The following is a 12775-nucleotide window of genomic DNA, read 5'->3' as shown; positions in this document are numbered from 1 at the left end:
CAAACCCCGTCGACCCGGAGCTGGAGCAGCAGTTCGTCTCCCTGCGCTTCAGCTCCGGGTCGCCGCTGGTGTTCAATGCTCGTTACGGACGCACGGCCAGCGGATCGAGGAACGTCAGTACGGAGGCGTCCTCCTCGATCAGCGGGGTGAGGGCGGCGTTGAACGGGGGACCGTACGGGGCGTCCAGGTGTGCCTTGAAGGCGTTCTCGTCCCGGTAGACCTCGAAGATCCAGTAGGCGCGCGGGGTGGCCGCCTTGGTGTAGACGTCGAAGGCCAGGTTGCCTTCCTCTTCGCGCACCTTCAGGGCGTAATCCCGGATCAGGCGGGCGACCTCGTCCTCCGCTCCCTCTCGGGCGGTGAACTCGGCGAGCAGGGTTTTCGTCATGGTTTCGTGTCCTTGTCAGTGGGGGAGTCAAGGTGGACAACGTGCGGTCCGTCAGGCGTCGGCGGCGGTCGCCGGCTGCGCCAACTGGCCCTCCCATGGCGGGTTCGGGCCGGAAACCGAGCAGGTCAGGGCCGCGACCTGCGTGGCGAACCGACAGGCTGCCTCGACATCGCCGAGACGCAACTCCGTCAGCCTGCCGCCGAGGAGTCCGCGGGTGCCGAGGTGGTGCAGCAGTCCGGCGGTGAAGGCGTCGCCTGCACCGACCGTGTCAACGACCTGCGTCGCCACCGCGGGCACCTGCACCCGCTTCCCGTCGAGTGAGGCCAGGGCGCCGTCGGCACCACGCGTGATCACGACAAGCCGCGCCCCTGCCGCATGCCAGGTGTCGCACGCCTGCTCGGGCATCGTTCCGGGCAGGAGGAGATCCAGGTCGTCCTCGCTCAGCCGCAGCACATCCGCGAAACCGCACCAGTGCGCCAGCCGGGCGCGGTAGACCTCGGGGTGCACCAGGAGCGGGCGGACGTTGGGGTCGATGCTGATGGTGGATCGGGGAGCGGCCGCTGCCAGGAAGTCCTCCACCACCACCGCCCCAGGTTCCTTGACCAGGGCCAGTGACCCGGTGTGTACGCAGGCGGTGTCGGCAAGGTCCACTCCGGCCAGTTCCCCGCTCGTCCACTGCCAGTCGGCAGTGGCCTGCGCGTGGAAGGAGAACGTGGCCTGGCCCTGGGTGTCCAGCTCGGCCACGGCCAGCGTGCTGGGCTCGGCGGCCTCGACGGCATGCGACAGGTCCACCCCGGAAGCCGCCAGGTGGGCCCGGAAGAGGCGGCCGAACACGTCGCCGGACAGCCGCGCGAGGAAGCGGGCCGGCGTGCCCAGCCGGGCGAGGGCCACCGCCGTGTTGGCTGGTCCGCCACCCGGCAGCACTCGCAGGGCGAGTTCGTTCAGGGCACTTGCGGGTTCGGTGAACGCGTCGGCGACGCACTCTCCCAGGACGGTGATCTGAGGTGGGGGCATGGGCTGCTCTTCTCTTGGCACGCGCCGGCGAAACGGGCACGTCGCGGGCAGTCGCTGGACGGCTTCGGGCGGATGACGGCCACGGGCGTTGCCGATTTGTGACGGGTACAAGGCATTGACGTTGCCTGCAGGCGGAGTCCATCATCCTCGCCATGCAGTGTCAACGATGACATAAGTCAACGATGACACCCTGGACGGCATGCCTCGATGCCGGCCGCTCGCCCGCAATCCCGCAGGAGTAGTCCATGTCTCGCATCTCTCGTCTGCCCTCCTCCTTGCTCAGAGCCGCCGCTTGCACGGGCATCGCGGCCCTCACCCTGACTGCCTGTGGATCCGGATCCGGATCGGGCACGGCGAACGCCGGATCGGGCAGCGTCAAGGTCGGTCTGATCACCAAGACAGACACCAATCCGTTCTTCGTGAAGATGAAGGAGGGCGCGGAGAAGGCCGCCAAGGAGAACGGCGTCGAACTGTCCACCGCGGCGGGCAAGTTCGACGGGGACAACGCCGGTCAGGTCACCGCCATCGAGAACATGGTCGCTGCCGGGGTGAAGGGCATCCTGATCACCCCCAGCGACTCCAAGGCGATCGTGCCGGCGATCGAGAAGGCCAAGGCCAAGGGTGTTCTGGTCATCGCCCTGGACACCCCGACCGACCCGGAGAGCGCGGTCGACGCCCTCTTCGCCACCGACAACCTCAAGGCCGGCGAGCTGATCGGCGAGTACGCCAAGGCCGCCATGAAGGGCAGGACGGCCAAGATAGCCACCCTCGACCTGGCGCCGGGCGTCTCCGTCGGCGTCCAGCGGCACGACGGCTTCCTGAAGGGCTTCGGCGCCACGGACAAGGACGTCGTCTGCGCCCAGGACACCGGCGGCGACCAGGCCAAGGGCCAGACCGCGATGGAGAACTGCCTGCAGAAGGCGCCCGACATCAATGTCGTCTACACCATCAACGAACCGGCCGCGCTGGGCGCGTACACCGCGCTGAAGGCCAAGGGCCGGGAGAAGGACGTACTGATCGTCTCCGTCGACGGCGGCTGCACCGGCACCCAGGCCGTCAAGGACGGCAAGATCGCCGCGACCTCGCAGCAGTACCCGCTGAAGATGGCCGCCGAGGGCGTCAAGGCCGTGGCGACGTACGCCAAGGACGGCAAGAAGGCGTCCGGCTACACCGACACCGGCGTCACCCTGATCACCGACAAGGCGCAGGACGGGGTCACGTCCAAGGACACCGCCTACGGCCTGGAGAACTGCTGGGGCTGAGTCGCCGACCCCAGCTGCCGCCGCTCGAAACCCCCGCAGCTGCCGCCGTTCGAAACCCCTCAGCGGGGCGGCCTGCCCCTCCTCCCCGACCGGGGACGGCCGCCCCCTCGTCCTCCTGCCGTCCGACAAGGACCGACAAGGACTTGAGTCTTCCGACAAGGACCTCGCATGACTGCCACGTCCACGCCACCCTCCACGTCCACGCCGTACGCGGAGCTCAAAGCACCGACCACGATCCGCAGACTGCTCACGCAGCCGACCACCGGCCCACTGGTCGCCCTCCTCCTGGCCTGTGTCTTCTTCTCCGTCTCGACCGACCAGTTCCTCACCGGCGGGAACTTCTCGCTGATCGTGCAGCAGGTCATGGTCGTAGGCACGCTGGCCATCGGCCAGACCCTGATCATCCTCACGGCGGGCATCGACCTGTCCTGCGGAGCCGTGATGGCGTTCGGCAGCATCATGATCGCCAAGATGGCCGCCGAGGGCTCCCTGCCACCGCTCGCCGCCATCGCGCTGGGCCTCGTCGTCTGCGGCGGCTTCGGCCTGCTCAACGGGGCGCTGGTGCAGAGAATCCCGCTGCCGCCGTTCATCGTCACCCTCGGCATGCTCAACGTGGCGTTCGCGCTGACCCACATCTACTCCGAGGAGCAGACGGTCACCAGCCTGCCCGGTCCGCTGACGGCCCTCGGCCAGACCTTCCCGCTCGGCAAGACCGACATCACCTACGGCTCGCTGGTCACGATCGGCCTGTTCCTCCTCCTCGCCTACGCCCTGAGCAGCACCAGCTGGGGCCGGCACGTCTACGCCCTGGGCAACAGCCCGGAAGCGGCGCGGCTGAACGGCATCCGCACCTCCCGCCTGACCATCGGCGTCTACACCGTGGCCGGCCTCCTGTACGGCATCGCCGCCCTCCTGCTCATCTCCCGCACCGGAGTCGGCGACCCCCAGGCCGGGCAGACCGACAACCTCGACAGCATCACCGCCGTGGTCCTCGGCGGGACCAGCCTCTTCGGCGGACGCGGCTCGGTCCTGGGCACCTTCATCGGCGTCCTCATCGTCGGCGTCTTCCGCAACGGCCTGCAGCTGATGGGCGTCGCTTCCATCTACCAGACCCTCATCACCGGAGTCCTGGTGATCCTCGCGGTGACCGTCGACCAGATCTCCCGGAAGAAGGCCCGATGACCATCACCGGCTCCCCCACCCCTGTCCTGCAGGCCCGCGGGCTGGTCAAGCGTTACGGCCACGTCACCGCCATCGACGGCGCCGACTTCGACCTGCTGCCCGGCGAGGTCCTCGCCGTCATCGGCGACAACGGCGCCGGCAAGACCAGCCTGATCAAAGCCCTCACCGGCGCGGTGGTCCCCGACGCGGGCGAAATACGCCTCAACGGCGAACCCATCACCTTCTCCGGCCCGCAGAGCGCCCGCGCCCACGGCATCGAGACGGTCTACCAGGACCTCGCCGTCGCCGCCTCCATGGACATCGCCTCCAACATGTTCCTCGGCCGCGAGCTCCGCCGCCCCGGCATCCTCGGCAGCGCCTTCCGCATGCTCGACAAGAAGCGCATGCGCCAGGAGGCAGCCGAGCACATGGCCGACCTGAAGATCGGCCTGCGCTCGCTGACCCAGTCGGTCGAAACCCTCTCCGGCGGACAGCGCCAGGCCGTGGCGGTCGCCCGCGCCGTCGCCTGGGCCCGCAGCGTCGTCGTCATGGACGAACCCACCGCCGCCCTCGGCGTCAAGGAGTCCGGCCAGGTCCTCGACCTCATCCGCCGCGTCCGCGACAAGGGCATGCCGGTCGTCCTGATCAGCCACAACATGCCCCACGTCTTCGAGATCGCCGACCGGATCCACGTCCACCGGCTGGGCCGGCGCGCCGCCGTGATCAAGCCCTCGGACTACTCCATGGCGGAGGTCGTCGCGATCATGACCGGCGCGCTCAGCGTCGACGAGGCCGGAGGTACTGTCGTAGCGGATTCGGAGGCCGCGAAGGCCGCCGGAGTACAGGCCACCTGACAGCACAACCCAGCTCTCACTGTTTCCGGCCGAGGCCGCGGCCGGAATCCGAGAGCATCCAGGAGAAGGTTTCCTCCATGGCAGCGAGCCGCCGCCCCACCCTGGCCGATGTCGCACGAGAAGTAGGTGTCAGCGCCAAGACGGTTTCCCGCGTCCTCAACGAGGACGGACCCGTCTCGGAGCAGACGCGGGAACAGGTACTCGCCGCGGTGGCCAAGCTGGGATTCCAGCCGAACCTCATGGCCCGCAACATCCGCGTCGGCGGCCCGGACACCACCATCGGCCTGGTCATCCCCGATGTCGCCAACCCCTTCTTCGGAGCTGTGGCCCGCGCCATAGAGGACACTGTTCGCGAACGCGGACTGACCCTGCTCATGGGCTCCTCCGCGGACGACCCCGACCGCGAACGCGCCCTGACGGACAAGTTCCTCGCCCGGCGCGTCAGCATCCTGATCGTCGTGCCGTCCGTCGGCGCCGACCACTCCCACCTCAAGTCGCACCGCACGGCGGGACTGCCCATCGTCTTCCTCGACCGGCCAGGAGTCGGCCTGTCCACGGACAGCATCGTCAGCTCCAACCGTGCGGGGGCCCAGGACGGCGTCGCCCACCTGATCGCCCACGGGCACCGCCGCATCGGATTCGTTGGCGACCTGCCCGTCAAGCTGTACACCCGCCGCGAACGCCTCGCCGGATACCGCGCGGCCCTGCAGGAAGCAGACATCCCCTACGACCGCTCGCTGGTCGCCGACGCACACGACCAGCAGGGCGCGGAGGCCGCGACCTCCCAACTCCTCGAACTGGCCGATCCCCCCACGGCGTTGTTCGCAGGCAACAACATCATGGCGCTTGGCATCGTCGCCGAACTCGCCCGCAGCAAGCGTAAGGACGTAGCCGTCGTCGCCTTCGACGACGTATCGCTCGCCGAGGCACTGGAACCCGCCCTGACCGTCGTCGCCCAGGACCCCGAGGAAATCGGCCGCAGCGCGGCAGCCACCGCCCTGGCCCGCCTCGACGGCGATCGCTCCAGGGCACGCACCATCACCGTTCCCACCCGCCTGATCGTCCGAGGCTCGGGGGAGCAACTCGCGCCCAAGCCGTAGGAGGCATGGCTCCGTCGGACGACGAATCGCACGCGCCTGCGGGGTGAGGCGCACCGCCGGCCGTGCCACGATGTGCCGTCGATCGTCTGCGGCGCCGTCGCGTGCCATGAATTAAGCGACCCCGCTCCGAGCACCGACCAGTCGTCCGGAGGGCCGGGAGCGGTTCCCGACCCTCCGTCGCGTTCAGGCGACCCGTGTGAATTCCACGGTCACCTCCGGCGGCCCGCCCGCCACCCCCCGGTACACGCCCTTGTGCGGGGGCACGTCGTCGTAGTCGCGGCCGCGGCCGACCACCACGTGGGACTCGTCGGCGCGGGTGCGGTTGGTCGGGTCGTAGCCGCACCAGTCGCCCGCCCAGTACTCGATCCAGGCGTGGCTCTGCCCGGCGACCGGGCGGTGGAGCTCGGCCTCCTTCTCCGGGTGCAGGTAGCCGGAGACATAGCAGGACGGCAGCCCCAGGCCCCGCAGCAGGGCGATGGTGACGTGGGCGATGTCCTGGCAGACGCCCGTGCCCTGCTCCCAGGCCTCGGCGGCGGAGGTGTTCACGCCGGTCGTGCCGGGCAGGTACGACACCCGGTCGGCGACCAGCGAGGAGACGGCGACGGCCATCTCGTGCGGGTCGAGGCCCGCCGTGACCTCCCGCGCGTGGGCGATCAGCTCCGCCGGGACCGTCGTACGCACCGTCGGGTTCGCGAACTCCAGCAGACGGGAGCGCGCGGTGCGTTCGGCCACCTCCGCCCAGCCGGGCGGCTCGGGAAGCGGACCGGGCGGGGCCGTCTCGACCAGGCTGGACGCGGTGATCGTGAGGTCGGAGTGCGGGTCCATCAGGTCGAAGCCGGTCACCTGGGTGCCCCAGTAGTCCCAGTACGACCAGGTCGCGGCCGCCGGGCCGACAGTCACCCGACCGTCCAGGGTGGTCTGGCCGGGCAGCGTCAGCGGGGTCATCCGGACCTCGTTGTGCGAGGAGACGGCGGCCTGCGCGTAGGAGACGCGGGTGACGTGCCGGATGCGGAGGCGGCGGATTCCCTTGCCGGTCACGCTCACGCCCCTTCCTGGGCCCACTCGACGGCCCCTTGGTACGGGAAGAACCGTTCCGCCACCGCGTCGGCGGACGTCATGCAAGCCTGCTGCAAGTCCCGTAGCAGTACTGGTAGTTGCTCCTCAAGGGCGTGTGAGTCCAGGTACTCCAGGCGGGTACGCAGGCGGCCGATCGGGCGGCGTGCCAGGTCCTGGCGCGGGCGGCCCAGCGCGGTCAGACACTCCTCGGCCGTGGTCAGCGCATGCAGCGCCGAACGTGGGAAGTCCCGGTCCAGAAGCAGGAATTCGGCCACGCGCGGGGTGTCGCCGAAACCGCCGTAGACGCGCGCGTACGCCTCGTCGGCGCCGCTCGCGCTCAGCAGCGTCGGCCAGTCCGGCGCGTGCGCCGCGTCCAGCACGCGCACGCTCAACAGCCGTACAGTCATGTCGACCCGTTCCAGACTCCGCCCCAGGACCACGAACCGCCAGCTGTCGTCCCGGCTCATCGTGGAGTCGGCGAGCCCGAAGAAGAGAGCCGCGCGGCGCCGGACGAGCTCCAGATAGGCGTACGGACCCGTACGGCGGGCGGCGAGCCGCTGGTCGGCGAGAGCGTGCCAGGTGGAGTTGAGGCACTCCCACATCTCCGAGGAGACGGCCTCACGGGCGCTGCGGGCATTGAGCCGGGCAGCACCCAGCGCACCCTCGATGGAACCGGTCGAGCGCGCGTCGAACGCGAGCTGGTCCAGCACCTGTTGCATGTCGACCGGTTCCGCCCCCGCGTCCACGCCGAGGATCGCGTACAGCGACCGGCAGGCCGTGTCCTCGTCGCGCCAGGGGTCCTCCAGCATGCGGTGCAGATAGGCGTCGAGGATCCGGCCGGTGGCGTCCGCTCGCTCGACGTACCGCCCGGTCCAGGTCAGCGCCTCCGCTATCCGGGAGAGGATCACGTCGTTCACTGCTGCTGTGCCCCTTCCTGTACGACCGTAGGGGTGCCGTCGGGACCCAGCTGGCGGGGAGCGACGTCGGGCAGATCGCCGGAGCCGACAGGGGCCGGCCGTTCGGCGGGGCCCTCGGCGAGTACCCAGGTGTCCTTGGAGCCGCCGCCCTGGCTGGAGTTGACGATCAGGTTGCCCTCCTGGAGGGCGACGCGGGTGAGGCCGCCGGGCAGCACCCAGACGTCGTTGCCGTCGTGCACGGCGAACGGGCGCAGGTCGATGTGGCGCGGGGCCATGCGCTCGCCGGCGAGGGTGGGGGAGGTGGACAGGGCGACGGGCCGCTGCGCGATGAAGCCGCGGGGGTCGGTGATGACGGCTTTGCAGGTGCGTTCGAGGGTGTCGGGGTCGGCCTTCGGCCCGATGACGATGCCCTGACCGCCCGCACCGTCCACGGGCTTGACGACGAGCTGCTCGATCTGGTCGAGGACTGCCTCCAACTGCCCGGGTTCGTCGGGCCGGTAGGACTCCACGTTGGGAAGGACGGGTTCCTCGGACAGGTAGTACCGAATCAGATCCGGGACGTAGGTATAGAGCAGTTTGTCGTCCGCGATCCCGTTTCCGACGGCGTTCGCGAGCGTGACATTGCCGGCCATCGCCGCGTTCATGATCCCCGGGCAGCCGATCACCGAGTCGGGCCGGAAGTGCAGCGGATCGAGGAAGTCGTCGTCGAGACGCCGGTACACGACGTGGACGGGCACCTCGCCGCGCGTGGTCCGCATCCACACGCGGTTGTTCCGGCACAGCAGGTCGTGCCCCTCCACTAGTTGCACGCCCATCAGCCGGGCGAGCAGGGCGTGTTCGAAGTAGGCCGCGTTGTTGGGCCCGGGGGTCAGTACCACGACCCTGGGGTCGGCGGTCCCGTCGGGCGCGGCGGCGCGCAGGGCGGCCAGCAGGCGGTGCCCGTAACCGTCGACGGGCAGCACGTGCTGCTCGGCGAAGAGGGAGGGGAAGATGCGGGTCATCGCACGCCGGTTCTCGATCACGTACGACACCCCGCTGGGCACCCGCACGTTGTCCTCCAGCACCCGGAAGTCCCCGGCCTCGTCACGCACGAGGTCGATGCCGGCGACGTGGATGCGCACACCACCGGGAGGCTCGATCCCCTGCGCGACACGGTGGAAATGGGGGGAGTTGAGGAGCAGCCGCCAGGGCACGACGCCGTCCTCGAAGGCACGGCAGGGACCATAGGCGTCGGTGAGATAGGCCTCCAGGGCCCTGACTCTCTGGCCGACGCCGCGTTGTATGAGATCCCATTCGAGGGCGTCGAGGATGCGCGGCACGAGGTCCAGCGGCCACGGCCGCTCCTCGCCCGCAAAGGCGTAGGTCACACCACGGTCGGTGAACGCCCGCGCCATCTGGTCGGCCCTGAAGCGCAGTTCACTGGGTGCGATCGGCTGCAGCGCCGCCAGTACCGGCTCATAGGCGGTCCTGACCTCACCCGGCCGCACAAACATCTCGTCCCACGCGTCGGCCAACGCGTATGCGTCAAATATATCCGCCATGAGGGGACATTAAGTGCGGCTCGTAACGCGACGATCTCTACGTGATTTCCGGCAGCGCACCCGCGGCCGCCCACCCTGTGGGGCGCCAAAAGTCTCGGGTGCACCCCGAGTACGGATTGTCGGATGTTCGGCCTGACTCCCCTCGCATCTGGTCACACCCGGTCCCCGTGCGCCTCCCGTCGCATCACCGGCCACGTCCTGCAATTGCGCAGGTCTCCTGGTGCCCGCTCAGAACAGTGCCAGGCCCTCGCCGCTGGTGTCCGCGATGACTGGCCGGAACTGGGCAGGGAGGCCGTCCAAGCGGTCAGGACCGGCCGCGGCGGCCACGGCAGGCGCCGTCTCGGCCAACCAGACACGAAACCGCTCGGCGGCTTCGCGGTAGGGGACTCACGCCAGGACACGGTGCTCGCCGGAGGGGCAGAAGTCGACGGCGACAGTGAGCAGGCAGGAACCAGGTGGTGTGGCTTGCCGAAACCGCGACGTCGGAATACGCCATTGTTCGCGCCGACGCTGGTGGGGACGATCTACGGCATGAACTTCCACGACATGCCGGAGCTGGGCGGGAGCTTCGGATACCCCTTCGCAATCGGGTTGATGGGGGTCGTCTGCGTCAGCGTCTCGGGAACTCTGCGTGTACCTAAGGGTTACAGGCTTTTCGGGCGCGGCGTGGTCGTCTGCCGCCATCGTGGGGTCCGAACCTCGGGGGGAGGTGGTGGACTTCGGCGGCGTGCGGGCGGTGGAAGCCGGTCCGCTCGGCGGCGCGGGTGCGTCGTCGACAGGTTCCGTGGGAGAGCCGCACCCGGCCCGGCCGGAGGAGGCTCCGGCCGGGGTGGGGCGGGTACTCCATGACCTGGCACCGGCCCGTGGAGGGCTGGAGCCTGGGTGTCATGCCCCGCCGGACGCTGGACCACCCCGGTGGGGGTGGTGGCGGGGACCGTACGCACATCGGGCATCCGGCACCGCCCCGCCCGCCGCCCTGACCAACGCCATCGACTACCTCTACGAGGAGTGGGGCGGCAAGCCGGTCGGCTATGTCGGCTACGGCATCTTCGGCGCGGTCATCGCGGTGCAGAAGCTGCGCGCGCAGGCGGGGCCGCTGCGGATGGCGGACATCGGTCCGCAGGTGGCGCTGTCGCTGCACGAGGACTTCGTGGACTTCGTGGACTTCGCCGACTTCAAGCCGCAGGAGCCGCACGTGGCGGAGGTGCGCGGGCTGGTCGACGAGCTGCTGGCGTGGGCGGGGGCGCTCCGCCCGCTGCGTGCGGCTTCCCGGGCCGCTGTCTGAAGCCCGGCGGGCGGCGGCACGTCAGCGGTTCTCCAGGGGCAGCAGCTCGGTCGCGAACGCCTCGACGAAGGCACGGCGGGAGGTCACCGGGCCCGCCGGGCGCACCACGAACTTCGACAGGCCCGCGTCGGTGAACCGGCGCAGCTGGTCGCGGGCGTCGGCCCAGCCCCAGCACAGCAGGGTGCGCGGGTCGGCCACGTCGGGGCGGTCCTGGCGCAGGCGGGCCAGCAGGGCGTCCACGGCCTGCTCGTCGGCGTCGTCCTGGACGATCGTCAGGTAGGTGCCGTAGTGGTCCTCGTCGATCGTCCGGGCCGCGTGGTCGGCGGCCCGGACGATCCGGGCACGGCAGGCCTCTGCCTCGGCCGGGGTGATGGTGCTGCCGAGCCAGCCGTCGCCGAGCCGACCGACCCGGTCCAGCGCGGCCGGCACCCGGCCGCTGAGCCACAGGTCCAGGGGCCGCGTGGGCAGCGGGGCGACCGAGGCCTCGTCCAGGTGGAAGAACCGGCCGTGGTGGGTGACGACCGGCCCGGTCAGCAAGGCCCGCACCACGCCCAGAGCCTCCTCGAACACCTCGGAACGCCGCCCGTCCGGCACCGGGAACACCGTGCGGTCGGCGGGCCGGGCGGGGCGGACGCCGAAGACGGGCAGGACGCGGCGCGGGGCGAGCGCGGCCAGGCCCGCGAGCTGCGCGGCGAGCACCGCCGGGTTGCGGCCGGGCAGGACCACCACGCTCATGCCCAGCTTCAGCCGCTCGGTACGGCCCGCCGCGTAGGCGACGGCGACCAGCGGATCGACCACTCCCGGCGCCGAGACCAGGTCCGAGAACCACACCGAGTCGACCCCGTGCGTCTCCAACTCGGCCACCAGACGGGTCAGATCGGGGTTGCCGGGCGGTGTGGCGCGCTCGGGCACGTTCCCCACGCCGATGCGAATCTTCATACCGGTATCAGATCTCCTGGGTCACGGGCTCGGGCTCGGTCAGCCAGAGGTGGGAACTGCGCCGGACGGTGACGATCAGGACGAGCGCGACGCCGACGGCGACGCCGACCAGGTACCACGGGGTCGCCGCGTGGCCGCCTGCCGTGAGCATCAGGCTCAGCTGGGGCACGGCGATCAGGCCCACGTTGACGCCCGCCGAGTAGAGCCCCATGTTGCGGCCGGTGACGGACGGGTCGGAGACCTCGCTGACGTAGTGCAGGAGCGCCGGGAAGACGACCATCTCGGCCGCGGTCCACAGCAGCGTCGCGCCCACCAGCGTGGGGCCCGAACCGGACAGGCCCATCAGTGCGAAGCCCGCGCCGGCCAGCAGATAGCCGGCCAGCAGCGAGGCGTAGTGGCTCACGTTCCGCATCGCCGTGTTCAGCGGCACCTCGAAGAGCACGATGGCGCCGGCGTTGACGAAGAAGACGAGGCCGGCCCAGAAGCTGTCGAGGCCGCGCTCGTGGATCACGTAGGCGCTGAGGAAGGTCGGCGGCAGCGCGTACGCCAGATGGATCGGGAGGGCCAGCAGGAAGATCGTCCAGAACCGGGTCTCGCCCTTGAGGGTCGGCGCCACCAGGCGCCCCCGGACCGGCTTCTCCCCCGCCGCCACGGCCCCCTTGGAGGTCCGCAGGGTGAGGAGGACGGCGGTCGCGAGGACGACACAGGCGTTGATGAGGAAGAGGCCGGCCGGCCGCCAGGCGAACACGAGTCCGCCCAGCGCCGGTCCGATGCCCATGCCGACGTTGATGGCGAGCCGGTTGCAGGAGAAGGCGACCTTGCGGTCGCTCTCCTGCGAGTACCGCACAGTCTCCGCGTACGCGGCCGGCGTGAACGCCTCGTAGAAGAAGCCCCATACGAGGGTGCCCACCGTGAGCAGCGCGGCGCTTTCCGCGAGCGGAAGGACCAGCACCAGCGCCGCGTTGCCCACCAGCCCGCTGATCATCACGGTCCGCGCGGACACGAACCGCAGGACCGGCCCGGCCGCGAGGTCGGCGGCGAGCGCGCCGACACCGTAGGCACCGACGATCGAGCCCACCTGCCTCGCGGAGTAGTCGTTCTGTGCCACCAGGTAGGCGGACAGGAACGGGAACGCCATGGTTCCGGACCGGAAGAGGAGGGTGGTGACGAACAGGGTCCGCAGTTCGGGCGCGAGCCCGCGGACCGCGTGCAGAGTGCTGCGCAGCATCAGACGAGGTACACCTTGTCCTTCGGTTCCTGG

At 70.2% G+C, this 12775-nt stretch carries 12 protein-coding genes and 1 pseudogene; 6 read left to right on the top strand and 7 right to left on the bottom strand.

Features of this window, described 5'->3' with window-relative positions; translation table 11 throughout:
- Positions 1-82 precede the first annotated feature (82 nt).
- A complete protein-coding gene (locus tag ACFYZZ_RS02635) occupies positions 83-385 on the bottom strand; it encodes a putative quinol monooxygenase (RefSeq protein WP_389170570.1) in 303 nt (100 codons plus the stop codon).
- A 51-nt stretch (positions 386-436) separates the two neighbouring features.
- On the bottom strand, positions 437-1399 hold the full coding sequence (locus tag ACFYZZ_RS02630) for a carbohydrate kinase (protein ID WP_389170567.1): 963 nt from the start codon (positions 1397-1399) through the stop codon (positions 437-439).
- Between the two features lie 245 nt (positions 1400-1644).
- Between ACFYZZ_RS02630 and ACFYZZ_RS02625 the strand changes: the two genes are divergently transcribed.
- From ACFYZZ_RS02625 to ACFYZZ_RS02610, 4 genes are all read left to right on the top strand, one after another.
- On the top strand, positions 1645-2661 hold the full coding sequence (locus ACFYZZ_RS02625; protein ID WP_389170564.1) for a sugar ABC transporter substrate-binding protein: 1017 nt from the start codon (positions 1645-1647) through the stop codon (positions 2659-2661).
- Between the two features lie 168 nt (positions 2662-2829).
- Complete coding sequence (locus ACFYZZ_RS02620) at positions 2830-3843, top strand: ABC transporter permease (RefSeq protein WP_389170561.1); 1014 nt, start codon at positions 2830-2832, stop codon at positions 3841-3843.
- Positions 3840-4676, top strand: a complete 837-nt coding sequence (locus ACFYZZ_RS02615) for an ATP-binding cassette domain-containing protein (RefSeq protein WP_389170559.1) — start codon at positions 3840-3842, stop codon at positions 4674-4676. Before ACFYZZ_RS02620 ends, ACFYZZ_RS02615 begins: the two co-directional genes overlap by 4 nt.
- A gap of 77 nt (positions 4677-4753) precedes the next feature.
- A complete protein-coding gene (locus ACFYZZ_RS02610; protein WP_389170556.1) occupies positions 4754-5776 on the top strand; it encodes a LacI family DNA-binding transcriptional regulator in 1023 nt (340 codons plus the stop codon).
- Between the two features lie 183 nt (positions 5777-5959).
- Here ACFYZZ_RS02610 and ACFYZZ_RS02605 read toward each other — a convergent pair whose 3' ends face one another.
- The 3 genes from ACFYZZ_RS02605 to ACFYZZ_RS02595 are packed head-to-tail and all read right to left on the bottom strand — an operon-like array spanning position 5960 to position 9290.
- Positions 5960-6814, bottom strand: a complete 855-nt coding sequence (locus ACFYZZ_RS02605; protein ID WP_389170554.1) for a transglutaminase N-terminal domain-containing protein — start codon at positions 6812-6814, stop codon at positions 5960-5962.
- A 2-nt stretch (positions 6815-6816) separates the two neighbouring features.
- The gene (locus tag ACFYZZ_RS02600) at positions 6817-7749 is read right to left on the bottom strand and encodes an alpha-E domain-containing protein (protein ID WP_389170551.1); all 933 of its coding nucleotides are present in this window, start codon (positions 7747-7749) and stop codon (positions 6817-6819) included.
- Positions 7746-9290, bottom strand: coding sequence for a circularly permuted type 2 ATP-grasp protein (locus tag ACFYZZ_RS02595; RefSeq protein ID WP_389170548.1), 1545 nt, complete (start codon positions 9288-9290; stop codon positions 7746-7748). Before ACFYZZ_RS02595 ends, ACFYZZ_RS02600 begins: the two co-directional genes overlap by 4 nt.
- Positions 9291-9785: 495 nt before the next feature.
- Between ACFYZZ_RS02595 and ACFYZZ_RS02590 the strand changes: the two are divergent.
- Both ACFYZZ_RS02590 and ACFYZZ_RS02585 read left to right on the top strand, forming a co-directional pair.
- Positions 9786-9908: pseudogene (locus ACFYZZ_RS02590) on the top strand (CorA family divalent cation transporter); the annotation flags it as partial.
- Between the two features lie 67 nt (positions 9909-9975).
- Positions 9976-10575 carry an NADPH-dependent FMN reductase gene (locus ACFYZZ_RS02585; protein ID WP_389170545.1) on the top strand — a complete coding sequence of 200 codons (600 nt, stop codon included), beginning with the start codon at positions 9976-9978 and terminating at the stop codon, positions 10573-10575.
- Positions 10576-10596: 21 nt separating this feature from the next.
- Here the strand turns inward: ACFYZZ_RS02585 and ACFYZZ_RS02580 are convergent, their stop codons facing one another.
- Both ACFYZZ_RS02580 and ACFYZZ_RS02575 read right to left on the bottom strand, forming a co-directional pair.
- Positions 10597-11514, bottom strand: a complete 918-nt coding sequence (locus tag ACFYZZ_RS02580) for a TIGR03854 family LLM class F420-dependent oxidoreductase (RefSeq protein WP_389170542.1) — start codon at positions 11512-11514, stop codon at positions 10597-10599.
- 7 nt (positions 11515-11521) lie between these two features.
- Complete coding sequence (locus tag ACFYZZ_RS02575) at positions 11522-12742, bottom strand: MFS transporter (protein ID WP_389170539.1); 1221 nt, start codon at positions 12740-12742, stop codon at positions 11522-11524.
- Positions 12743-12775: the final 33 nt, after the last annotated feature.

It is taken from the genome of Streptomyces sp. NPDC001816, assembly GCF_042892235.1.
GTDB lineage: Bacteria > Actinomycetota > Actinomycetes > Streptomycetales > Streptomycetaceae > Streptomyces.
This window is presented reverse-complemented; position numbering and strand designations above follow the sequence as displayed.

Coding starts and splice junctions, on each gene's coding strand:
- ACFYZZ_RS02635 (WP_389170570.1), bottom strand. CDS start 385: ATGACGAAAACCCTGCTCGCCGAGTTCACCGCCCGAGAGGGAGCGGAG.
- ACFYZZ_RS02630 (WP_389170567.1), bottom strand. CDS start 1,399: ATGCCCCCACCTCAGATCACCGTCCTGGGAGAGTGCGTCGCCGACGCG.
- ACFYZZ_RS02625 (WP_389170564.1), top strand. CDS start 1,645: ATGTCTCGCATCTCTCGTCTGCCCTCCTCCTTGCTCAGAGCCGCCGCT.
- ACFYZZ_RS02620 (WP_389170561.1), top strand. CDS start 2,830: ATGACTGCCACGTCCACGCCACCCTCCACGTCCACGCCGTACGCGGAG.
- ACFYZZ_RS02615 (WP_389170559.1), top strand. CDS start 3,840: ATGACCATCACCGGCTCCCCCACCCCTGTCCTGCAGGCCCGCGGGCTG.
- ACFYZZ_RS02610 (WP_389170556.1), top strand. CDS start 4,754: ATGGCAGCGAGCCGCCGCCCCACCCTGGCCGATGTCGCACGAGAAGTA.
- ACFYZZ_RS02595 (WP_389170548.1), bottom strand. CDS start 9,290: ATGGCGGATATATTTGACGCATACGCGTTGGCCGACGCGTGGGACGAG.
- ACFYZZ_RS02580 (WP_389170542.1), bottom strand. CDS start 11,514: ATGAAGATTCGCATCGGCGTGGGGAACGTGCCCGAGCGCGCCACACCG.
- ACFYZZ_RS02575 (WP_389170539.1), bottom strand. CDS start 12,742: ATGCTGCGCAGCACTCTGCACGCGGTCCGCGGGCTCGCGCCCGAACTG.